We start from the raw sequence: 20,853 nt of genomic DNA on the forward strand, positions 1-20,853 counted from the left end.
AGCCTAGGTGCGGGGGCCCTCAGTCGCGCCAGGGGCCGGCCAGGGCGGGCCCGAGCTGGTCGAGGTGGCGCTCGATGATGGCGATCATGCCGTCGGGGCCGGCCGCGTGGGCGGCGGTGTCGGACGTCCAGGACAGGTGGGAGACCCGGATGACGGCGCCGAAGGCGGCGGCCAGTACCCGGGGCCGGACGTCGGCTGCCGGGTCGAGGCCCTCGCGCTCGGCGAGGATCGCGGTGACCACGCCCTCCTGCTCGATGGTGCGCCGCAGGTGGGCGGCGAGCAGCACCGGTGTGGACTCGATGAGGTCGATGAGCTCCAGCGCGGCCTGGACGCCGCCGGAGCCGCTGTTCTCGTCCCGGCTCAGCACCTGCCAGGCCTCGGTGACGGCGGCCCGCATGGCCTGCAGCGGGGTCTCCTCGGCGGGCCGTCGCCGCAGGCAGTCGACGAAGTAGTCCTCGGCGTCCGCGAGGACGGCCAGCGCGACCTCCTCCTTGTTGGCGAAGTACCGGAAGAAGGTGCGCTGCGAGACGTCCACGCCGGCGGCGATCTCGTCGACGGTGGTGCTGGCGTAGCCCTGCCGCAGGAAGAGGTCGTGGGCGGCCGCCACCAGGGAGTCCCTGGTGCGCTGCTTCTTCCGCTCGCGCAGTCCGAGGACCCGGCAGTCGGAGGCCGGCTGTCCGGTGCGGGAGGGGGTGAGCGGCAGGGCCATGCAGGGCGCCTTTCCTGGCAGAGCGGGACGGATACCACGATAGCGGCTCTGCCATATGTCAGTGTCAGACGTACGTCATGAATTGCCGAATGTCAGCAGCTGACATAATGTTCCCGCGTGTGGCGCCGCGGGCCGGACAGCCGTGGGGACGGGTGGGCCCGCGGCGCCACGTCACCCGTGTCACGTCACCCCTCGTCCGACTCGCCCCCGGAGGGCAGCAGCCATGAGTTCGTCCGTCGTCAAGACCGGGAAGGCGGACGCGCCGGCGCAGGCCGGCACCCCGCCGACCGGCTCCCGAGGCCTCCAGGGGCACCCCTGGCTGACCCTGCTCACCGTCGCGGTCGGCGTGATGATGGTGGCCCTCGACGGCACCGTCGTGGCCATCGCCAACCCCGCCATCCAGGCCGACCTCGGCGCCTCGCCCGCCGACATCCAGTGGGTCACCAGCGGCTACCTGCTGGCCCTCGCGGTCTTCCTGGTCACCGCCGGCAAGATCGGCGACAGGTTCGGCCACAAGGCGACCTTCCTCGTCGGCGCGGCGGGCTTCGCCGCCACCTCGGCCGCGATCGGCTTCGCAGGCAGCATCCGGACGGTCATCCTCTTCCGCGTCCTGCAGGGCCTGTTCGGCGCGCTGCTGCAGCCCGCCGCGCTGGGACTGCTCCGCGGCGCCTTCCCGGCCGAGAAGCTCAACATGGCGATCGGCATCTGGGGCGGCGTGATCGGCGCCTCCACCGCGGCCGGCCCGATCGTCGGCGGCCTGCTGGTCGAGCACGTGAACTGGGAGTCGGTCTTCTTCATCAACATCCCGGTCGGCCTGATCGCCCTCGCGCTCGGCCTGTGGATCCTGCGCGACGTGAAGATCGAGAACGCCGCGAAGTCCTTCGACATCCCCGGCATCGTGCTGCTCTCCGGAGCGATGTTCATGCTGGTCTGGGGCATCATCAAGGCCCCGGTCTGGGGCTGGGGCGACCCGGCGACGCTGCTCTTCCTCGGCGGCGCCGTGCTGGCGATGATCGTCTTCGCCTTCTGGCAGACCAGGGCGAAGGAGCCGCTGATCCCGCTCAGCCTGTTCCGCTCGGTGCCGCTGTCGGCCGGCACCCTGCTCATGGTGCTGATGGCCTTCGCCTTCTTCGGCGGCGTCTTCTTCGTCACCTTCTACCTGCAGAACGTGCACGGCATGGCCCCGGTCGACGCCGGTGTCCACCTGCTGCCGATGACCGGCATGATGATCGTCGGCGCCCCGCTGGCCGGCGCCGCGATCGGCAAGCTCGGCCCGCGCGTCCCGATCGTCGCCGGCATGCTCTTCACCACCGCCGCCATGCTCGGCATGTCGACGCTCTCCACCGACTCCGGCACCGGCGTCATGTCGCTCTGGTTCGTGCTGATGGGCCTCGGCCTGAGCCCGGTCATGGTCGGCGCCACCGAGGTCATCGTCGGCAACGCCCCGCTGGAGCTCTCCGGCGTCGCCGGCGGCCTGCAGCAGGCCGCCATGCAGGTCGGCGGCAGCCTCGGCACCGCCGTCCTCGGCGCGGTGATGGCCTCCAAGGTCACCGACGTGCTGCCGGAGAACTGGGCCAAGGCCGGCCTGCCGCCGGTCCGGGGCGCCCAGGCCGAGGGCCTCAACCAGGCCGCGCAGCTCGGCATCGCCCCGCCGGCCCCGGCCGGCACCCCGCAGCAGGCGGTCGACGCGATGGCGAACGCCGTCCACACCTCCTTCGTCAGCGGCATGTCGCTCGCCTTCGTGGTGGCCGCCGTGGTGGCCCTGGCCGCCGCCGGGCTCGGCCTGCTCACCAAGCGCGGCGCCAACGACGCCGGTCCGGCCGTCCACATCTGACGCCCGCACACCCCCGCCGCACCCGGACAGGAGCCCGCTCCCGGCCGGGTGCGGCGCGTCTCCCGGACGCCGTCGGCCCCGGTCGCCGCCGTCCGGCCCCGGCCCCAGACTGGGACCCGGCGGGGGGCCGCTACCGGGATCCGGCCGCAGCGGACTTCGGACGGGCACAGGGGACGGCCATGGACCCAGCGGACGACGGCACACCCCCGACCGGCCCCGGCGCGGACGACGGCGCCGGCGCGCGGCAGACCGGCGACAACGCGGACGCGACCGCCGGCGGGCCGGGCTCCGACGGCCGGCTGCTCGCCGGGCGGTACCGGCTCGGGCGGCGGCTCGGGCGGGGCGGCATGGGCACGGTGTGGGTCGCCCGGGACGACAAGCTCGCCCGCCAGGTGGCGGTCAAGGAGCTGAGCGTCGCGGGCCTGCCGGAGGAGGACCTCGCCGCCGTCCGGGCGCGGATGGAGCAGGAGGCCAGGGCGGCCGCCATGCTCAAGCACCCCGGCGTCATCACGGTGTACGACGTGCTGGAGGAGGCGGGCCGGCCGTGGATCGTGATGGAGCTGATCGACGGCCGTTCGCTCGCCGAGGTCGTCGCCGAGGAGGGCACCCTGCTGCCCCGGGACGCCGCCCGGATCGGCGAGCAGGTCGTGGACGCCCTCGACGAGGCGCACCGGCACGGCGTCCTGCACCGGGACGTGAAGCCCGCCAACATCCTGCTGGAGCGCGGCGGCCGGGCCGTCCTCACCGACTTCGGCATCGCCGTGCTGGCCGGCTCGCCCGGGCTGACCCGCACCGGTGACATCGTCGGCTCGCCGGACTACGTGGCGCCGGAGCGGGTCACCGGCCACCGGCCCGGCCCCGAGTCCGACCTCTGGTCGCTCGGTGCGACGCTGTACGCCGCGGTCGAGGGGCAGTCGCCGTTCCACCGGACGACCACCATGAGCACCCTCCAGGCGGTGGTCGCCGACCCGCTGCCGGAGCCGCGGAACGCCGGCCCGCTGGCGCCCGTGCTGGAGGCCCTGCTCCGCAAGGACCCGGCCGAGCGGCCCACCGCGCCGGAGGCCCTCGCGATGCTGCACGAGCTGGCCGGCGGGCGGGGACGGACCGCCGCACATCCGCCCACCGAGCGCTCCACTCCCGTCCTGGGCCTGCCCACGGTGGCGACCCCGCCGACGCCCGTCGCCGTCCCGGCGGCGCTGTCCGCGGCACCGCCGCCCGAGGACATGGCGGCCGCACGACCGCCGCAGGGGCCGCCGGGTCAGCCCGCCGAGGGGGACGGGGCGCCGCACGGGCGCCGCAGGGCCTGGTTGATCGCGGCGGGCGTGCTGGTGGCGGCCGCCCTGGCCGCCGGAGTGGCGTTCGCGGTGCTCGGCGGCGGCTCGGACAACCCGGGCCCGCCCGCGGCCGGCAACTCCACCACGGCGACCGCACCGACCCCGACGCCCACGCCGACCCCGACACCCACGCCGACCCCGACACCCACGCCGACACCAACCCCCTCACCGACGCCCACGCCGACACCCACCCCCACACCGACGCCGACGCCCACTCCCACCGGTACCCCGGCCCCGGCCGGGTTCCGTTGGAGCGACGACCCCGCGGGCTTCCGGGTGCCCGTCCCGCAGGGCTGGACCCGCAGCGAGTCCGGCGGCCAGATCGACTACTCGCCGGACGGCGGCGTGCACCTGCTGCGCTTCGGCGTCTCCCCCGGTGCCGTGCAGTCGCCGGAGGCGCATTTCCTGGAGCTGGAGCAGACCGTCTCCGACCAGCCCGACTACACCCGGCTCACCCTGCAGCCGAACGTCTACCAGGGCCACGAGGGCGCCCTGTGGGAGTTCACCTTCAGCGACCAGCAGGGCACGCCGCGGCACGCGATCGACCAGGCGTTCATCGCCCCGGACGGTACCGAGTACGCGATCTACATGTCCTCGCCGGAGGGCGACTGGACGGCCACCCGGCAGCAGTTCAACACCGTCCTCGCCGGCTTCACGCTGCAGTGAGTCACGCAGCGGTGCGCCCCGACGCCCCCGGGAACGCCGGAGGGCCGGCCACCCCCTGCGGGGCGGCCGGCCCTCCGGACCGGGACTGCGGATCAGGCGTCGCCGCCGGCCGCGCCCGGGTGGGCGGCGGCCACGTCGAGCAGCTGGTAGCGGTCGATCGCGTCCTTCAGCACGCTGCGCTCGACCTTGCCCTGCTTGGCGAGCTCGGTGAGCACCGCCAGGACGACCGACTGCGCGTCGATGTGGAAGAAGCGGCGGGCCGCACCGCGGGTGTCGGCGAAGCCGAAGCCGTCCGCACCCAGCGACTGCCACTGGCCCGGCACCCAGCGCGAGATCTGGTCCGGCACCGCGCGCATCCAGTCGGACACGGCGACGAACGGGCCCTCGGCACCCTGGAGCTTGGCGGTCACGTACGGGACGCGCTGCGGCTCCTCCGGGTGCAGCAGGTTGAACTCCTCCGCCTCGACGGCGTCGCGGCGGAGCTCGTTCCACGAGGTCGCGGACCAGACGTCGGCCTTGACGTTCCACTCCTCGGCGAGGATGCGCTGGGCCTCCAGGGCCCACGGCACGGCCACGCCGGAGGCGAGGATCTGCGCCGGGATCGCGCCGGCCTCGCCGCCCTTGAGCCGGTACAGGCCCTTGAGGATGCCGTCGGTGTCGACGCCCTCCGGCTCGGCCGGCATCTTGATGGGCTCGTTGTAGACGGTGAGGTAGTAGAAGACGTCCTCGCCGTTCGGGAACTCCTCGCTGGAGCCGTACATGCGGCGCAGGCCGTCCTGCACGATGTGGGCGATCTCGTAGCCGTACGCCGGGTCGTACGCGACGACGCCGGGGTTGGTCGAGGCCAGCAGGTGCGAGTGGCCGTCGGCGTGCTGCAGGCCCTCACCGGTCAGCGTGGTGCGGCCGGCGGTGGCGCCCAGCACGAAGCCGCGGGCCAGCTGGTCGGCCATCTGCCAGAACTGGTCGCCGGTGCGCTGGAACCCGAACATCGAGTAGAAGACGTACACCGGGATCAGCGGCTCGCCGTGCGTGGCGTAGGACGAGCCGGCGGCGATCAGCGAGGCGGTGCAGCCCGCCTCCGAGATGCCGTCGTGCAGCATCTGGCCGGTCGGGGACTCCTTGTACGCCAGCAGCAGCTCGCGGTCGACCGACTCGTAGGTCTGGCCGAGCGGGTTGTAGATCTTGGCGGACGGGAAGAGCGAGTCCATGCCGAAGGTGCGGTACTCGTCCGGCGCGATCGGCACGAAGCGGTTGCCGATGCCCTTGTCGCGCATCAGGTCCTTGAGCAGCCGGACGAACGCCATGGTGGTGGCGATGGTCTGGTTGCCGGAGCCCTTCTTGACCGCCTTGTACGCGTCGTCGCCGGGCAGCTCCAGCTTGCGCGGCCGCACCTTGCGGGTCGGCACGTAGCCGCCGAGCTCGCGCCGGCGGTCGTGCATGTACTGGATCTCCTCCGAGTTGCGGCCCGGGTGGTAGTAGGGCGCGTAGCCCTCGTCCAGCTGCTTGTCGGTGATCGGCAGGTGCAGCCGGTCGCGGAAGCGCTTCAGGTCCTCGACCGTCAGCTTCTTCATCTGGTGCGTCGCGTTGCGGCCCTCGAAGTTCGGGCCCAGCGTCCAGCCCTTGACCGTCTGGGCGAGGATGACCGTCGGCTGGCCCTTGTGCTCGCGGGCGGCCTTGAACGCGGCGTAGACCTTGCGGTGGTCGTGGCCGCCGCGGCCGAGGTGCTGGATCTCGTGGTCGGTCATGTTCTCGACCATGGCGCGCAGCCGCAGGTCGCCGCCGAAGAAGTGCTCGCGGATGTACGCGCCCGTCTCGGTGGCGTAGGTCTGGAACTGGCCGTCCACCGTGGTGTTCAGCTTGTTCACCAGGACGCCGTCGCGGTCCTGCGCGAGCAGCGGGTCCCAGCTGCGGTCCCAGACCAGCTTGATGACGTTCCAGCCGGCGCCGCGGAACTGCGACTCCAGCTCCTGGATGATCTTGCCGTTGCCGCGGACCGGGCCGTCGAGGCGCTGCAGGTTGCAGTTGACCACGAAGGTGAGGTTGTCCAGGCCCTCGCGCGCCGCCAGGGACAGCTGGCCGAGCGACTCGGGCTCGTCCATCTCGCCGTCGCCCAGGAAGGCGTACACGTGGCTGTCGGAGGTGTCCTTGATGCCGCGGTGCTCCAGGTACCGGTTCATCCGGGCCTGGTAGATCGCGCCCAGCGGGCCGAGGCCCATGGACACGGTGGGGAACTCCCAGAAGTCCGGCATCAGCCGCGGGTGCGGGTAGCTGGACAGGCCGTAGGGGGCCTTCGACTTCTCCTGGCGGAACGCGTCGAGCTGCTGCTCGGACAGTCGGTCCAGCAGGAAGGCGCGGGCGTAGATGCCGGGGGAGGCGTGACCCTGGAAGAAGATCTGGTCGCCGGACTCGCCCTCGGCGTCCTTGCCGCGGAAGAAGTAGTTGAAGCCCACGTCGTACAGCGACGCGGAGGAGGCGAAGGTGGCGATGTGGCCGCCGACGCCGATGCCCGGGCGCTGCGCCCGGGAGACCATCACGGCCGCGTTCCAGCGGGTCGCGTTGAGGATCTTGCGCTCGATCTCCTCGTTGCCGGGGAAGAACGGCTCGTCCTTGGTCGCGATGGTGTTGACGTAGTCCGTGCTGCGCATCTCGGGCACGGCGACACGCTTCTCGCGGGCGCGCTCGATCAGGCGGAGCATCAGGTAGCGGGCGCGCTCACGCCCCCGCTCGTCGATGGCCGCGTCGAGCGACTCCAGCCATTCCGCGGTCTCCTCGGGATCGAAGTCCGGGACCTGACTCGGAAGGCCGCCAATGATGATCGGGTTGCGATCGGATCCGGAAGCCACGCTGTTCCTTCACTGTCGGTCGATACTGAGGTGTGTCGCGCCGCCTCCATCGTGTACCGCGACTCGGAGATCCGTCATCTCTACCGATCGGTAACCGTTCCGCCTGGTGGGCGGGCCGGTCGGGGGGTGTGCGGCGGGCTTCGTCGCCCGTTCTGCGCACCCCCGGGTGTGGTGTTACGAAGAGGTGGTCCGACCTGGGTTCCTCCCGCCCGGAAGGGCGGTCGGGCTGAGGGCCAACAGGAGACTCTACGCCCGCCGGAGCGGTGACCCCGAATGCCGTTCGCATCTCGGGCACGTGTACGGCCGGTCCTGGACCTGCGGCAGGAGTCGAAGCATGATTGGTCGGGGCAGGAAAGGGCAAACGGGTGTGATTCTCGCCACATCACTCGGCGTGTCCCCCTTCCCCACGTCAACCTTTGGGTGGGATCGGGTGTCGGGTACTTGCGCGAACCGCCGCGCACGTGTGGACTACGCCCACAGCCTCGGCACGGACGCCGAGCCGAATACTGGAGGTTATTCCCGTGAGCGCGACCGCGGACCCCGCGGACAAGTCCAACCCGGCAGCTCGTCTCGGCTTCGAATCGGGCCAGATCATCCAGGAGCTGGGGTACGACGAAGACAGTGACCAGGAGCTCCGCGAGGGCATCGAGGACATCACTGGTAGCGATCTCGTCGACGAGGACTACGACGACGTCGCCGACGGCGTCCTGCTGTGGCACCGCGAGGAGGACGGGGATCTCACCGACGCCCTCGTCGACGCGCTGGAGTACCTCGCCGAGGGCGGCCTGATCTGGCTGCTGACGCCCAAGACGGGCCGCGACGGCCACGTCGAGGCGCACGAGATCGCCGACGCGGCCAAGACGGCGGGCCTGTCGCAGACCAGCTCGGTCGCGATCGCCAAGGACTGGGCCGGCACCCGCCTGGCCACCCCGAAGGCCGCGCGCTCCGGGAAGCGCTGACCCACGGCACGATCGACGGCATGACCCTGCGCAGGGCCCCGCTGGAGCATCCTCCAGCGGGGCCCTGCGGCATGCCGGGGCATGTTGTGGCTGCCGCCGGTGCGGATGTTCACCGAGGGCGAAACCATGGGGCCGGGCCTCCGCCAGACTCACCCGAACGGCCGAAACCACCCGGACGGATGCAAGGATGCCCCTGTCCCGAGGCCGCGCTCCGCGGCCTCGGCACCACGATGAGGAAGGTCCCACCATGGCCATCGAGGTCGGCACCCAGGCTCCGGACTTCGAGCTCAAGAACCAGCACGGCGAGCTGGTGAAGCTCTCCGACTTCCGGGGCGAGAAGAACGTCGTCCTGGTCTTCTACCCGTTCGCCTTCACCGGTGTCTGCACCGGCGAGGTGTGCGCGATCCAGAAGGAGCTGCCGCGCCTGCAGAACGACGACGTCCAGGTGCTGGCGGTCTCCAACGACTCGCCGTTCTCGCTGCGCGTCTTCGCCGACCAGGAGGGCCTGGACTACCCGCTGCTCTCCGACTTCTGGCCGCACGGCGAGGTCTCCCGCGCCTACGGCGTCTTCGACGAGGGCAAGGGCTGCGCGGTGCGCGGCACCTTCGTCATCGACAAGGCTGGCGCCGTCCGCTGGAGCGTCGTCAACGGCCTGCCGGACGCCCGCGACGAGCAGGAGTACCTGGCCGCGCTCGGCGCGCTCTGAGTCGCACGCCCCCGTCGGCGCGTTCGGACGGTTGTCCGGACGCGCCGGGTTTTCCTGGCGTGCGGGTGGGGAACCCGGCACTACGATCGGGCCGTTGGCAGGACGGGTGCCCCGTACGGGGCCGCCCGGACCTGCACCACCGGGGGCACCAGCACGTGCCTCCCGCACCTTTGGAGGACTAGTGGGTGTCAGCCTGAGCAAGGGCGGCAACGTCTCCCTCACCAAGGAGGCTCCGGGCCTGACGGCCGTCATCGTCGGCCTCGGCTGGGACGTCCGCACCACCACCGGCACCGATTTCGACCTCGACGCCAGCGCCATGCTCTGCACCGACCAGGGCAAGGTCCGCTCCGACGCCGACTTCGTCTTCTTCAACAACCTCAAGAGCCAGGACGGCTCCGTCGAGCACACCGGCGACAACCTCACCGGCGAGGGCGAGGGCGACGACGAGCAGATCAAGGTCAACCTGGCCGGCGTCCCGGCCGAGGTCGCCAAGATCGTCTTCCCGGTGTCGATCTACGACGCCGACAACCGCCAGCAGAACTTCGGCCAGGTCCGCAACGCCTTCATCCGCGTGATCAACCAGGCCGGCGGCGTCGAGATCGCCCGGTACGACCTCTCCGAGGACGCCTCCACCGAGACCGCGATGGTCTTCGGCGAGCTCTACCGCAACGGCGCGGAGTGGAAGTTCCGCGCCATCGGCCAGGGCTACGCCTCCGGCCTGCGCGGCATCGCGCAGGACTTCGGCGTGAACGTCTGAGGCGTCGACGACCGGGGCGTGAAGCTCTGACCGCGGAGGCGGTTGCATACTCTTGGCCGGGGCCGGTACGGGTGCACTCCCGTACCGGCCCCGGCCGCTGCCTGTCCGCCGCGGTGCGGGCGGGGAGTTCAGGAAGTTCAGGCCGGCGTGCGGGATCGCGCGGCGGTGCGGGGGCGTAGATCTGGGGTACGTCCCGTCGTGCCGGCCGCAGGCCGGAGCCGGCCCGGCAGAGAGGGAGCCCCGGGGACGGGGGGACTGGGAGGAACCAGATGAGTGTCACGCTGGCCAAGGGCGGCAACGTCTCGCTGAGCAAGGCCGCGCCCAACCTGACGCAGGTGCAGATCGGGCTGGGCTGGGACGCCCGCTCGACCACCGGCGCACCGTTCGACCTGGACGCCAGCGCGCTGCTGTGCGGCGGCGGCCGGGTGCTGGGCGACGAGTACTTCATTTTCTACAACAACCTGCGCAGCCCCGAGGGGTCGGTCGAGCACCAGGGCGACAACCTGACCGGCGACGGCGACGGGGACGACGAGGTCGTCCAGGTCAACCTCGACCTGGTGCCCGTCCAGGTCGACAAGGTCGTCTTCGCGGTGTCGATCTACGACGCCGAGGCCCGGATCCAGAACTTCGGGCAGGTGTCCAACGCCTACATCCGCGTGGTCAACGTGACGGACGGGCGCGAGATCGCCCGCTACGACCTCACCGAGGACGCGTCCACGGAGACCGCGATGATCTTCGGCGAGCTCTACCGCTACCAGGGCGAGTGGAAGTTCCGCGCCGTCGGCCAGGGCTACGCCTCCGGCCTGCGCGGCATCGCCCTGGATTTCGGAGTAAACGTCCAGTAAAGTCCGCCGCCGAAAACACGCCCGTGGACATGAAATCGAAAGGTAACTGACCCCGTGTTCCTCCGCACATTCGGATGGTCCTTCGCCATCACGATCGTCGGCCTGATCGCTGCCGGCCTGATCTGGGGGGCCGAAGGGTTCGGCGTCGTGCTGATCCTCTCGATCCTCGAGATCTCCCTCTCGTTCGACAATGCGGTCGTCAACGCCACCGTCCTGAAGCGGATGAACCCCTTCTGGCAGAAGATCTTTCTGACGGTCGGCGTTCTGATCGCGGTCTTCGGCATGCGCCTGATCTTCCCGCTGCTGGTGGTCGGCCTGACGGCCCACCTGGCGCCGGGCACGGTCATCGAGCTCGCCCTGGACTCCAGCAAGACCTACAACGGCCAGACCTACGCCGACTACCTGGAGGCGGCCAACCCGGCCATCGCCGCGTTCGGCGGCATCTTCCTGCTGATGATCTTCCTCGACTTCATCTTCGAGGAGAAGGACTTCAACTGGCTGCGCTGGCTGGAGAAGCCGCTGGAGAAGATCGGCAAGCTGGACGCGCTCTCCTCGGTCATCGCGCTGGTCGTCCTCGCGCTCTCCTCCCGCCTGTTCGCGGCCGAGCACGCCGAGACGGTGCTGTTGGCCGGCCTGATGGGCCTCGCCACCTACCTCGCGGTCAACGGCCTGTCCGGCGTCTTCGAGTCCGGCCTAGAGGAGCAGGAGGCCGCCGAGGAAGAGGCGGAGAAGACCGGCAAGTCGATCATCCAGGTCGGCGGCAAGGCCGCGTTCTTCCTCTTCCTCTACCTGGAGGTCCTGGACGCCTCGTTCTCCTTCGACGGTGTGGTCGGCGCCTTCGCCATCTCCCAGGACATCTTCATGATCACCCTGGGTCTGGGCATCGGCGCGATGTACATCCGCTCGCTCACCGTCTACCTGGTCCGCAAGGGCACCCTGGACGACTACGTGTACCTGGAGCACGGCGCGCACTACGCGATCGGCGCACTGGCGCTGATCCTGCTGGTCTCGATCGAGTACCACGTCCCGGAGCTGGTCACCGGCCTGATCGGCGTCGGCTTCATCGGCGCGGCACTGGCCTCCTCGGTGGTCCGCAACCGGCGCGAGCAGGCGCTGGAGACCTCGGAACCGGAGACGACCTCGGTCTGACCCGCCCCGCAGCACGCGAAGGGCCCCGCACACCTCGGTGTGCGGGGCCCTTCGCGCGGTACGACGGATCAGCCGAGCTGCTGCTCGATCGCGCGGAGCTTGCGCTCCAGCGAGTCCAGCTTCGGCATCGCCAGGGTGTCCTCGTCCAGCGTCAGGTCGATGCTGGACGAGCTGCCGACGGCGGCGCGGGGGCGCCGGCCGGCGGTGAGGGCGGCGGGCTCCAGCGCGGAGGGGCCGACCTTCGCCATCGGGTCCTCGTCGGCTAGGGCAGGCTCCGAAGCGGAGGACTCGCCCGCACCGGCCGCGGTCAGCGCCGGCACCTGGCGGCCGCCGCGGGCCCGGGAGAGCACGCCGCCCTGCGAGCGGGCGATCGCCTTCAGCTCGGCGCGCTCGCGGCGGTCCGCCGAGCGGGCCCGCAGCTTCGCCTCCTGCTTGGACTGCCGTTCCTCGCGGACCTCGTCGACCGCCTCGTCGAGGCTGCGGACGTTCTCCAGCAGCATCAGCGACCAGGCCGCGTAGGTCTCGCGGGGTGCCCGCAGCCAGCGGACGATGCGGATCTGCGGCAGCGGCCGCGGGATCAGGCCCTGCTCGCGCAGCGCCGCCCGGCGGGTCTGCTTCAGCGCGCGGTCGAAGAGCACCGCGGCCGAGATCGACATGCCGGCGAAGAACTCCGGGGCACCGTCGTGCGAGCCGCCGCGCGGCGCGTGCACCCAGTTGAACCAGGCCGAGGCGACCGCGAACAGCCAGACCAGCAGGCGCGAGCCGAGCGCCGCGTCACCGTGGCTGGCCTCGCGCACGGCGAGCACCGAGCAGAACATCGCGGCACCGTCGAGGCCGAACGGGACGAGGTACTCCCAGCCGCCGGAGAGGCCGAGGTTCTGCTGGCCGAAGCCGACCAGGCCGTGGAAGGACAGCGCGGCGGCGACACCGGCGCAGCAGAACAGCAGCACGTAGGAGGCGCCGCCGTACACCGCCTCCTTGCGGCGGCGGCGCTCCTCGCTGCGCTCCCAGGAGTCGGTGTTCTCGTCCGCCTTGTTGTTCTTGACACGCAGCACGGCCACCAGGATGGCGGTGAACAGCAGGGCTGCGCCGCCGATGACGGCCCAGACCAGCTGTATGGAGGAGAGGTTCATCGTGGGTTGGGCCTCGAATTCCGCAGGACAGGGGGATGGAACGCGGTCGGGCACAGGAGGCGGCCCGAGCGGGTCGAGGTCCTGACGAAGCGTCGTGGACGCCACCGCACGAGACGACGGGGACACCTGTGCGGCACCGACGATATCGCGTCCAAAGGCCCGGCATGGTACGGGAGGCGGCGATCACCCGCCAGGCGGAGCACTGACGGTGGCTCATCGTCGCCGTCGGGGTATTGCTCTGATGGGACGATACGAGCACGACGCACGACGGAGGGCGATCACCGGCCGGAAGGCCGGGAGAGGGGGAGGGCGGACGCCATGGTCTCGGTCTGGGAGTTCCTCAAGGGAGACCGCAGAGGAGTGGACTCCGGGGGGCAGTTCAAGGTCACGCTGACCAAGTCCCAACCGCAGCACGCGCTGACCGGCGCGGCGGCGACCACCGGATATCTGTACGTGAACCTGCACTGGACCACCCGTTCGGCCGGTCGCCCGGGCGGCGGTGGCGGGGGGCTGCGCACCCTGTTCGACCTGCGGAACCTGCGGCCGATGGCCCCCCAGTCGCTGGACCGCGCACCGGTCAGCGTCGACCTCGACCTGGCCTGCCTGTACGAGCTGGCCGACGGCACCCGCGGGGTGGTCCAGCCGCTGGGCGGCTACTTCGGCGACCTCAACCGGCCGCCGTACATCAAGCTGAGCGGCGACGACGTCTACGGCGCGCCGTCCGGCGAGACGATGTACGTCAACCTGGAGAAGAAGGACCAGTTCCGGCGGCTGCTGATCTTCGTCTACATCTACGACGACACCCCGGCCTTCGGCCACACCCACGCGACCGTGACGATCGTGCCGCAGACCGGTCCGCGGATCGAGATCAAGCTGGACGAGCGGGCGCCGGCCGCCCGCTCCTGCGCCGTGGTGCTGATCGAGAACTCCGGCGACGGGCAGCTCACCGTCCGCCGCGAGGTCCGCTACGTGCACGGTTTCCAGTCGGATCTGGACCGGCTGTACGGCTTCGGCATGCAGTGGCAGCGCGGCTACAAGAAGCCGACCGGGCCGGCCGCCTGAGACCGGCCCGATCCGGTGCATCCGGGGGCGCGCTGCCACGGCCGCGCGCCCCGGAGGTCAGCGCGGCTGGAACTGCGGGCCCTGCGGCGGCAGCGCGAAGCCCGGTGCCCCGCCGGGCTGCGGGTCGGGCTGAGGGACCGGCGGCTGCGGCTGCGCCTGCTGCTGCGGGTACCCGTAGCCGGGCGCCGGGGGCTGCTGCGGATAGCCGTACCCGGGCTGCTGCTGCGGGTAGCCGTACCCGCCGCCCTGCGGGGGCTGCGGCTGAGGGGGAGCGGGCGGGTAGCCGTACCCGCCCGCCCGGGCGGCGGCCGGCTGCGGGTAGCCGTACCCGGCGGGCGCCTGAGGCGGGGCGGGGGTGCCCACGGTCGGCGGGGCACTGGGCGGCGGCGGCAGCGGGGCCGCGGCGGGTGCTGCGGGCGCCAGCGTGTAGATGTCCGGCTCCTCCGGCAGCTCCGCCGCGGGGGCGGCCGGCTCGGGCCCCGGCTCCGGCGCCGCGGCGGGCAGCGCGTCCGCGATCTCCTCGCCGTCCTCGACGGCGATGCCGTAGTCGGTGGCCAGGCCGCTCAGACCGGTGGCGTAGCCCTGGCCGACCGCCCGGAACTTCCAGCCGCCGGCCCGCCGGTAGAACTCGCCGGCGACCAGCGCGGTGACGTCCCCGCTGTCGGTGACCGGGAACTCGGCGAGAGGATCGGCTCCCTCGCCGGCCCCGGCGTCGAAGACCAGCACCCGCAGCCGCGGCACCGACGGGAACGAACCCTCCTCGGAGGAGCCGGCCAGGACGACCCGCTCGATCTCCTCCGGCAGCCGGCCGAGGTCGATCTCGACCGCGTCCGAGACCTCGTCCCCGTGCCCCGCCTGCTGCTTCGGCACGTGGCGCACCAGGCCCGTGGGGTGCCTCGGCTGGTTGTAGAAGACGAAGTCGGCATCCGAACGGACCTTGCCGTCGGCGGCGACCAGCAGCGCGGAGACGTCCACGTCGGGTGCGCCAGGCGTCGCCGACCAGCGCAGCACGGCGCGGACCGCGGCGGCCGTCAGTGGGATGTTGGCGCCCTTCGCCATCACGTGCGTCATGCCCCAATCCTGCCCGGCCCCGCCCCCCGCGGACAATGCGGGCCGGCACCGCCCCGGCGGGGGGTTTTGTGTCGCACCGGGTAACCTTCCGAGAATTCGATGTTTCAGGTCTTTGCAAAGCCCTGAAGGACCGTACGATTGGCGGCCAACGGCTCCCGGTACACCACCCACCTCGGCGAACGCGACGCGGCGGACGCGAGGGCGACCGCGCCGCCCCCACCCGCGAAACCATCGGGCCCCGCCGTTCGTCCCTGTTGTCGGGACGTCAGCCGAATCCCGCCCGGTGACCGGGCCGTCACCACGATCACAGGGAGAGCAGCTTGCGCCACTTCGGCCACCTCGCCGACGACGTCCGCGAACGACTCTTCCTGCACCAGCCGGTCGCCTTCGGGCTCGACAGCGACGCCGCGGTGCTCTCCACCGCGCTCGGCGCCACCCTCTACAGCCCGGCCACCCGCACCACGCTCGCCGCCGACATCCGCAAGCAGGCCGCCCGCGGCGTGGTCTCCATGGTGCTCTGCCTGGAGGACGCGATCGCCGACCACGAGGTGCCGGCCGCCGAGGCCAACCTGGTCGCCCAGCTCGGCGGGCTGGCCGCCGCCGGCGACACCGACCTGCCGCTGCTGTTCGTCCGGGTCCGCGCCGCCGGGCAGATCACCGACCTCGCCGAGCGCCTCGGCCCCGCCGTCCGGCTGCTGGCCGGCTTCGTCGTGCCCAAGTTCACCGAGGAGAGCGGCGGCCCCTTCCTGGAGGCGCTCACCGCCGCCGAGGAGCGCTCCGGCCGGCGCCTGTTCGCCATGCCGGTGCTGGAGTCGCCCGAGCTCGCCCACCTGGAGACCCGCCGCGAGGAGCTCTTCTCGATCGCCCGGCTGCTGGAGAAGCACCGCGAGCGGATCCTCGCCGTCCGGCTCGGCGTCACCGACCTGTGCTCCGCGTACGGGCTGCGCCGCTCGCCCGACCTCACCGCCTACGACGTGGCCCTGGTGGCCGGCGTCATCGGCGACGTGGTCAACGTGCTCGGCCGCGCCGACGGCACCGGCTACACCGTGACCGGCCCGGTCTGGGAGTACTTCCCGGTACAGGAACGGATGTTCAAGCCGCAGCTGCGCCGCACCCCGTTCGCGGAGGCGCACCCGCCGGCCGACGGCGTCCGGCAGCGCATCATCGAGCACGACCTGGACGGTCTGATCCGCGAGATCGAACTCGACCGGGCCAACGGCCTGCTCGGCAAGACCTGCATCCACCCCAGCCACGTGCCCGCCGTGCACGCCCTCTCGGTCGTCACGCACGAGGAGTACTCCGACGCGCGGGACATCCTCAGCCGGGACGGCGGCGGCGTGCTGCGCTCCGCGTACACCAACAAGATGAACGAGGCCAAGCCGCACCGCGCCTGGGCCGAGCGGGTGCTGCTGCGGGCCGAGGTCTTCGGCGTGGCCCGCGAGGACGTCAGCTTCGCCGAACTGCTCGGCGCCTGCCTCTGCGGCTGACCCCGCCCGCCGCACCGCGGCACCCATGCACGACCGCACCGCCGCACCACCGAAAGCAGGAGCCTTGACAGCACAGCACGCCGCCCCGGCGCCCTGGACCGGCCAGTGGGTCACCGACCGGCTCGGCATCGGGCTCACCGGCTCGCCGGAGCTGCGGGAGCTGATCGGGCTCGCCCTGCGCCGCAACCCGCGCCGCGCCCACCTGCTGGTCTCCCACGTGCTCGGCAAGCACGTGCCCCAGCACCCCGCCGTGGTGCACGGCGCCGGCCTGGAGCTCGGCCGGCGGGTCCGCGAGCTGCTCGGCGACGAGCAGGCCGCCCGCGCGGTCGTCCTCGGCTACGCCGAGACCGCCACCGCGCTCGGCCACAGCGTCGCCGACGGCCTGGACGCCCCCTACCTGCACTCCACCCGCCGCCCGGTCGACGGCGTCGAGCCGGTCGGCGGCTTCGAGGAGGAGCACTCGCACGCCACCTCCCACCTGCTGCTGCCGGAGGACCCGGAGCTGCTGGCCGGCGACGGCCCGCTGGTGCTGGTCGACGACGAGTTCTCCACCGGCAACACCGTGCTCAACACCGTCCGGGCGCTGCACGCCGCGCACCCCCGCGAGCGGTACGTGGTCGTCGCCCTGGTCGACCTGCGGACCCAGGCCGACCGCGAGCGCCTCGACAAGGCCGCCGCCGAGCTCGGCGCCCGGGTCGACCTGGTCGCCACCGCCACCGGCGGCGTCCGGCTGCCCGCCGACGTGCTCGCCCGTGCCCAGGAGATCGTCGACGCGCAGCCCGCCGCCGCGCCGCTGCCCGAGGGCCCGCTCGCCCCCGTACACCGGGCCGTCCTCGACTGGCCCGCCGACCTGCCCGACGGCGGCCGGCACGGCTTCACCCGCGACCACCGCCACCGCCTCGACACCGCCCTGCCCGACCTCGCCGCCCCGCTCGCCGAGCTGCTCGCCGAGCACCGCCGCGTCCTCGTCCTCGGCTTCGAGGAGCTGATGTACGCGCCGCTGCGCCTGGCCGGCGCGCTCGCCGACCGGCTCGGCGGCGACCGCGTACGCTTCTCCACGACGACCCGCTCCCCGGTGCTCGCCGTGGACGACCCCGGCTACGCCATCCGCACCCGGCTGGCCTTCCCCGCCCACGACGACCCGGCCGACCGCTCCACCGAGCGGTACGCCTACAACGTCGCGCCCGGCACCGACCCCGCCCGCCGCTTCGACGCCGTCGTCCTGGTGGTCGACACCCCCGGCGACACCCCCGCCCTGCACGAGGGCCCCGACGCCCTGCTGCGGCAGCTGCGGGCCGTCACCGACCAGGTGGTGCTCGCCGTTCTCCCGGCGTACCGGCCCGGGTCACCCCGCTGACGCCTCCGCCCCCCACCATCGACAGCGCACCTCCCCCACGTAAGGCGACCATGACGACCACCCTGCCCGCGCCGCTGTTCGGCCCCGCGTTCTCCTCGTATTCGGCCGAGGACGTGACCTGGCTGCTCAAGGACCTCTCCGGGGTGGCCCTGGAGGCGCCCACCGAGGAGCGCGAGGAGGCCGTGCAGTCCGGCGGCGCCCACTACGCCGAGTCGCTGCCGATCGAGTACCAGCCCAGCCCCGAGTACCAGGAGCTGTACCGGCAGGCGCTCGCCGAATCCGCCGAGCGGATCGCGCTGGCCGTCGGCACCGTCGCCGAGACGCTGCTGCGCGAGCGCGGCCGTCACCTGGTGCTCGCCTCGCTGGCCCGGGCCGGCACCCCGGTCGGCGTGCTGATCCGCCGTTGGCTGGGCTTCGCCCACGGCCTGGACGTCAAGCACTACACCGTCTCCATCGTGCGCGGCCGCGGCATCGACACGGTGGCCCTGCGCCACCTCGCCGCGCACCACGACCCGGCCTCGGTGGTCTTCGTCGACGGCTGGACGGGCAAGGGCGCGATCACCCGCGAACTCGACGAGGCGCTCAAGGGCACCGGTTTCGACCCGGACCTCGCGGTGCTCGCCGACCCCGGCCGCTGCGTGCGCACCTTCGGCACCCGGGACGACTACCTCATCCCGTCCGCCTGCCTCAACTCCACCGTCTCCGGCCTGATCTCGCGCACCGTGCTGCGCGCCGACCTGATCGGGCCGGACGACTTCCACGGCGCCAAGTTCTACCGCGACCTGGCCGGCGCCGACGTCTCGAACGACTTCCTCACCGCCGTCTCGGCGCACTTCCCGGCCGTCCGGGCCGCGGCGGAGGCCTCCGCCGGCGCACTCGCCGCCGAGGACCGCACGCCCACCTGGGAGGGCTGGGCGGCCGTCGAGCGGATCAGTGCCGAGTACGGCATCGACAACGTCAACTTGGTGAAGCCGGGGGTCGGCGAGACCACCCGCGTCATGCTTCGCCGGGTGCCCTGGCGAGTGCTGGCCCGGCGCGGTGCCGGCGCCGACCTCGACCACGTCCGGCTGCTCGCCGAACAGCGCGGCGTCCCGGTGGAGGAGGTGGACGGCCTGCCCTACTCCTGCGTGGGCCTGATCCACCCCCGCTACTCCCGCGGGGCGACCGGTGCCGACGGCACGGCGGTGCAGACCGCCGAGGGCGGCGAAGTTCTCACGAAGGAAAGTTGATGCCGAATCAGCAGCCGAGTCAGTTCCTGGTCGCGAGCGACCTCGACCGCACCCTGATCTACTCCAACCGGGCACTCGCCCTGGACGTGCCGGACCGGCTCGCCCCCCGGCTGCTCTCGGTGGAGGTCAACGACGGCCGGGCGCTCTCGTTCATGACCGAGCAGGCCGCCGAGCTGCTCGTGGCACTGACCCGGCTCGCCGTCTTCGTGCCCGCCACCACCCGCACCCGCGCCCAGTACGAGCGGGTCAACCTGCCCGGGCCGACGCCCGGGTGGATCCCGAAGTACGCGATCTGCGCCAACGGCGGCCATGTGCTGGTCGACGGCGTCTGGGACCGCGACTGGCACGCCGAGGTCCGCGGCCGGCTCGCCGCCGCCAGCGCCCCGCTCGCCGAGGTCGTCGAGCACCTGGCGATCAGCGCCGACCCGGAGTGGACGCACAAGCGCCGGGTCGCCGAGGACCTCTTCGCCTACCTCGTCGTCGAGCGCGCCGACCTGCCCGAGGGCTGGCTGGAGGAGCTCACCGGCTGGTGCGCCGAGCGCGGCTGGACGGTCTCCCTCCAGGGCCGCAAGGTCTACGCGGTGCCGGCCCCGCTCACGAAGAGCGAGGCCCTCGCGGAGGTAGAGCGCCGGACGGGCGCGGCCACCGTGCTCACCGCCGGCGACTCGCTGCTCGACGCCGAGCTGCTGCTCGCCGCCGACGCGGGCTGGCGCCCCGGCCACGGCGAACTCGCCGACACCGGCTGGACCGCGCCCGGCGTCACCGCGCTCACCCAGATCGGTGTCGCGGCCGGCGAGGAGATCGTCCGGCGGATGCTGGAGCGCGTCCGGGCCGGGGCGGCCGTCCGGGCCTGATCCGTTCCGTCAGCCCGTTGTACGGGCCCGGCCGCCCGGCCGGGCCCGATCTTCTACGTTCTGCGTTCTACGTGCTGCGTTCTTCGTCCGGCGTTCTATGTTCGCCGTTCAGCCGCAGCAGCCGCCGCCGCAGCACCCGCCGCCACCGCTCGGCGCGGGGGCCGCGGCGGCGCCGCCGCTCGCCGCGCCGGTCACGGCGACGGTGGAGAGCAGCTTCACCGTGTCGGCGTGGCCCTCCGGGCAGACCGCGGGGTCGTTGGCCCGGGCCATGGTGCGGCGGAGTTCGAAGGTGGCTCCGCAGGAGCGGCAGCGGAAGTCGTAGCGAGGCATAGCGGCAGGGTACCGACGCGGCCGCTCAGACGGCAGTACCGACGGGTTCGGCCCGCGCGGTCCGCTCCGGCTTCGGCCGCACGTAGACCTGCTTGCGGACCCGGGCGACCACCGAGCCGTCCGCCGCCAGCACCTCGGTGTCGAACCAGACCAGCGCCTTGCCGCCGTCGGCCGTCAGCTCGCGGATCTCGGCCAGCCGGTCGTCGGTGAGGACGAAATCGGCGACGATGTCGCCGCGGCCGGGGGAGACGAAGTCGATCTCCGCGGCGCTGTCCCAGACGTAGTAGTCCGAGCCGAGGTTCTGCATCACCAGCAGCATCCAGAACGGGTCGGTCATGGCGAAGATCGAGCCGCCGAAGTGCGTCCCGACCCAGTTGCGGTTCAGCCGCCCGAGGCGCAGCCGGACCTTCGCGGTGCGGAAGTCGTCGTCGACCGCGAGCACCTTGATGCCGGCGAACAGGAACGGCGGCCAGAGGTTGATGCCGCGCCGGAAGGTGGCTGCGGTGAGCGTGCGCTTGCGTGCCATGG

16 protein-coding genes and 1 pseudogene are annotated in these 20,853 nt (G+C 72.4%); 11 read left to right on the top strand and 6 right to left on the bottom strand.

All coding sequences use genetic code 11. The annotated features are described in order from the left end of the window. Positions 1 to 19 precede the first annotated feature (19 nt). Positions 20 to 709 (bottom strand): TetR family transcriptional regulator, encoded by a 690-nt coding sequence (locus AB0P35_RS26405; protein ID WP_363515171.1) that lies wholly within the window; start codon positions 707 to 709, stop codon positions 20 to 22. A 223-nt stretch (positions 710 to 932) separates the two neighbouring features. On the opposite strand from AB0P35_RS26405, the gene AB0P35_RS26410 reads away from it, so the two are divergent. After that, on the top strand, positions 933 to 2,543 hold the full coding sequence (locus AB0P35_RS26410; RefSeq protein WP_363515174.1) for an MFS transporter: 1,611 nt from the start codon (positions 933 to 935) through the stop codon (positions 2,541 to 2,543). Between the two features lie 179 nt (positions 2,544 to 2,722). Further along, complete coding sequence (locus tag AB0P35_RS26415) at positions 2,723 to 4,543, top strand: serine/threonine-protein kinase (protein WP_363515177.1); 1,821 nt, start codon at positions 2,723 to 2,725, stop codon at positions 4,541 to 4,543. A gap of 92 nt (positions 4,544 to 4,635) precedes the next feature. Here the strand turns inward: AB0P35_RS26415 and aceE are convergent, their stop codons facing one another. Further along, on the bottom strand, positions 4,636 to 7,386 hold the full coding sequence (gene aceE, locus AB0P35_RS26420; RefSeq protein ID WP_363515180.1) for a pyruvate dehydrogenase (acetyl-transferring), homodimeric type: 2,751 nt from the start codon (positions 7,384 to 7,386) through the stop codon (positions 4,636 to 4,638). Positions 7,387 to 7,907: 521 nt separating this feature from the next. Here aceE and AB0P35_RS26425 point away from each other — a divergent pair. The 5 genes from AB0P35_RS26425 to AB0P35_RS26445 all read left to right on the top strand — a co-directional run bounded on the left by AB0P35_RS26425 (position 7,908) and on the right by AB0P35_RS26445 (position 11,802). Continuing rightward, positions 7,908 to 8,345, top strand: coding sequence for a DUF3052 domain-containing protein (locus AB0P35_RS26425; protein ID WP_095875009.1), 438 nt, complete (start codon positions 7,908 to 7,910; stop codon positions 8,343 to 8,345). Between the two features lie 247 nt (positions 8,346 to 8,592). Continuing rightward, the gene (locus tag AB0P35_RS26430; RefSeq protein ID WP_363515184.1) at positions 8,593 to 9,051 is read left to right on the top strand and encodes a peroxiredoxin; all 459 of its coding nucleotides are present in this window, start codon (positions 8,593 to 8,595) and stop codon (positions 9,049 to 9,051) included. A 181-nt stretch (positions 9,052 to 9,232) separates the two neighbouring features. Then, positions 9,233 to 9,808, top strand: a complete 576-nt coding sequence (locus AB0P35_RS26435; protein ID WP_095875011.1) for a TerD family protein — start codon at positions 9,233 to 9,235, stop codon at positions 9,806 to 9,808. A gap of 269 nt (positions 9,809 to 10,077) precedes the next feature. After that, complete coding sequence (locus AB0P35_RS26440; protein ID WP_095875012.1) at positions 10,078 to 10,653, top strand: TerD family protein; 576 nt, start codon at positions 10,078 to 10,080, stop codon at positions 10,651 to 10,653. A 54-nt stretch (positions 10,654 to 10,707) separates the two neighbouring features. Next, entirely contained in the window at positions 10,708 to 11,802 is a 1,095-nt protein-coding gene (locus AB0P35_RS26445) for a DUF475 domain-containing protein (protein ID WP_095875013.1), read from the top strand. A gap of 68 nt (positions 11,803 to 11,870) precedes the next feature. On the opposite strand, the gene AB0P35_RS26450 is transcribed toward AB0P35_RS26445, so the two are convergent. Then, on the bottom strand, positions 11,871 to 12,935 hold the full coding sequence (locus tag AB0P35_RS26450; protein WP_095875014.1) for a DUF2637 domain-containing protein: 1,065 nt from the start codon (positions 12,933 to 12,935) through the stop codon (positions 11,871 to 11,873). 318 nt (positions 12,936 to 13,253) lie between these two features. Between AB0P35_RS26450 and AB0P35_RS26455 the strand changes: the two genes are divergently transcribed. Continuing rightward, a complete protein-coding gene (locus AB0P35_RS26455; protein WP_095875015.1) occupies positions 13,254 to 13,997 on the top strand; it encodes a Tellurium resistance in 744 nt (247 codons plus the stop codon). A gap of 57 nt (positions 13,998 to 14,054) precedes the next feature. Here AB0P35_RS26455 and AB0P35_RS26460 read toward each other — a convergent pair whose 3' ends face one another. Further along, positions 14,055 to 15,068: a TerD family protein gene (locus tag AB0P35_RS26460; protein ID WP_363515190.1), complete on the bottom strand. Its 1,014-nt coding sequence runs from the start codon at positions 15,066 to 15,068 to the stop codon at positions 14,055 to 14,057. A gap of 320 nt (positions 15,069 to 15,388) precedes the next feature. On the opposite strand from AB0P35_RS26460, the gene AB0P35_RS26465 reads away from it, so the two are divergent. The 3 genes and pseudogenes from AB0P35_RS26465 (at position 15,389) to AB0P35_RS26475 (ending at position 19,995) form a co-directional block, all read left to right on the top strand. After that, positions 15,389 to 16,555 (top strand): HpcH/HpaI aldolase/citrate lyase family protein, encoded by a 1,167-nt coding sequence (locus tag AB0P35_RS26465; RefSeq protein ID WP_095875017.1) that lies wholly within the window; start codon positions 15,389 to 15,391, stop codon positions 16,553 to 16,555. A 64-nt stretch (positions 16,556 to 16,619) separates the two neighbouring features. Beyond that, positions 16,620 to 19,141: pseudogene (locus AB0P35_RS26470) on the top strand (phosphoribosyltransferase). Then, positions 19,141 to 19,995, top strand: a complete 855-nt coding sequence (locus tag AB0P35_RS26475; protein ID WP_095875018.1) for an HAD family hydrolase — start codon at positions 19,141 to 19,143, stop codon at positions 19,993 to 19,995. The pseudogene AB0P35_RS26470 and the gene AB0P35_RS26475 overlap by 1 nt, the downstream one beginning before the upstream one ends. A gap of 108 nt (positions 19,996 to 20,103) precedes the next feature. On the opposite strand, the gene AB0P35_RS26480 is transcribed toward AB0P35_RS26475, so the two are convergent. Both AB0P35_RS26480 and AB0P35_RS26485 read right to left on the bottom strand, forming a co-directional pair. Further along, on the bottom strand, positions 20,104 to 20,325 hold the full coding sequence (locus AB0P35_RS26480) for a zinc ribbon domain-containing protein (RefSeq protein ID WP_363515194.1): 222 nt from the start codon (positions 20,323 to 20,325) through the stop codon (positions 20,104 to 20,106). Between the two features lie 25 nt (positions 20,326 to 20,350). After that, complete coding sequence (locus AB0P35_RS26485; RefSeq protein WP_363515197.1) at positions 20,351 to 20,851, bottom strand: DUF4442 domain-containing protein; 501 nt, start codon at positions 20,849 to 20,851, stop codon at positions 20,351 to 20,353. Positions 20,852 to 20,853 lie beyond the last annotated feature (2 nt).

Source organism: Kitasatospora sp. NPDC085879, from assembly GCF_040686255.1.
GTDB lineage: Bacteria > Actinomycetota > Actinomycetes > Streptomycetales > Streptomycetaceae > Kitasatospora.

Excerpts from the sequence above, each read along its gene's own strand:
- AB0P35_RS26405 (WP_363515171.1), bottom strand. The coding sequence starts at position 709 with ATGGCCCTGCCGCTCACCCCCTCCCGCACCGGACAGCCGGCCTCCGAC.
- AB0P35_RS26410 (WP_363515174.1), top strand. The coding sequence starts at position 933 with ATGAGTTCGTCCGTCGTCAAGACCGGGAAGGCGGACGCGCCGGCGCAG.
- AB0P35_RS26415 (WP_363515177.1), top strand. The coding sequence starts at position 2,723 with ATGGACCCAGCGGACGACGGCACACCCCCGACCGGCCCCGGCGCGGAC.
- AB0P35_RS26430 (WP_363515184.1), top strand. The coding sequence starts at position 8,593 with ATGGCCATCGAGGTCGGCACCCAGGCTCCGGACTTCGAGCTCAAGAAC.
- AB0P35_RS26440 (WP_095875012.1), top strand. The coding sequence starts at position 10,078 with ATGAGTGTCACGCTGGCCAAGGGCGGCAACGTCTCGCTGAGCAAGGCC.
- AB0P35_RS26450 (WP_095875014.1), bottom strand. The coding sequence starts at position 12,935 with ATGAACCTCTCCTCCATACAGCTGGTCTGGGCCGTCATCGGCGGCGCA.
- AB0P35_RS26455 (WP_095875015.1), top strand. The coding sequence starts at position 13,254 with ATGGTCTCGGTCTGGGAGTTCCTCAAGGGAGACCGCAGAGGAGTGGAC.
- AB0P35_RS26460 (WP_363515190.1), bottom strand. The coding sequence starts at position 15,068 with ATGACGCACGTGATGGCGAAGGGCGCCAACATCCCACTGACGGCCGCC.
- AB0P35_RS26475 (WP_095875018.1), top strand. The coding sequence starts at position 19,141 with ATGCCGAATCAGCAGCCGAGTCAGTTCCTGGTCGCGAGCGACCTCGAC.
- AB0P35_RS26480 (WP_363515194.1), bottom strand. The coding sequence starts at position 20,325 with ATGCCTCGCTACGACTTCCGCTGCCGCTCCTGCGGAGCCACCTTCGAA.
- AB0P35_RS26485 (WP_363515197.1), bottom strand. The coding sequence starts at position 20,851 with ATGGCACGCAAGCGCACGCTCACCGCAGCCACCTTCCGGCGCGGCATC.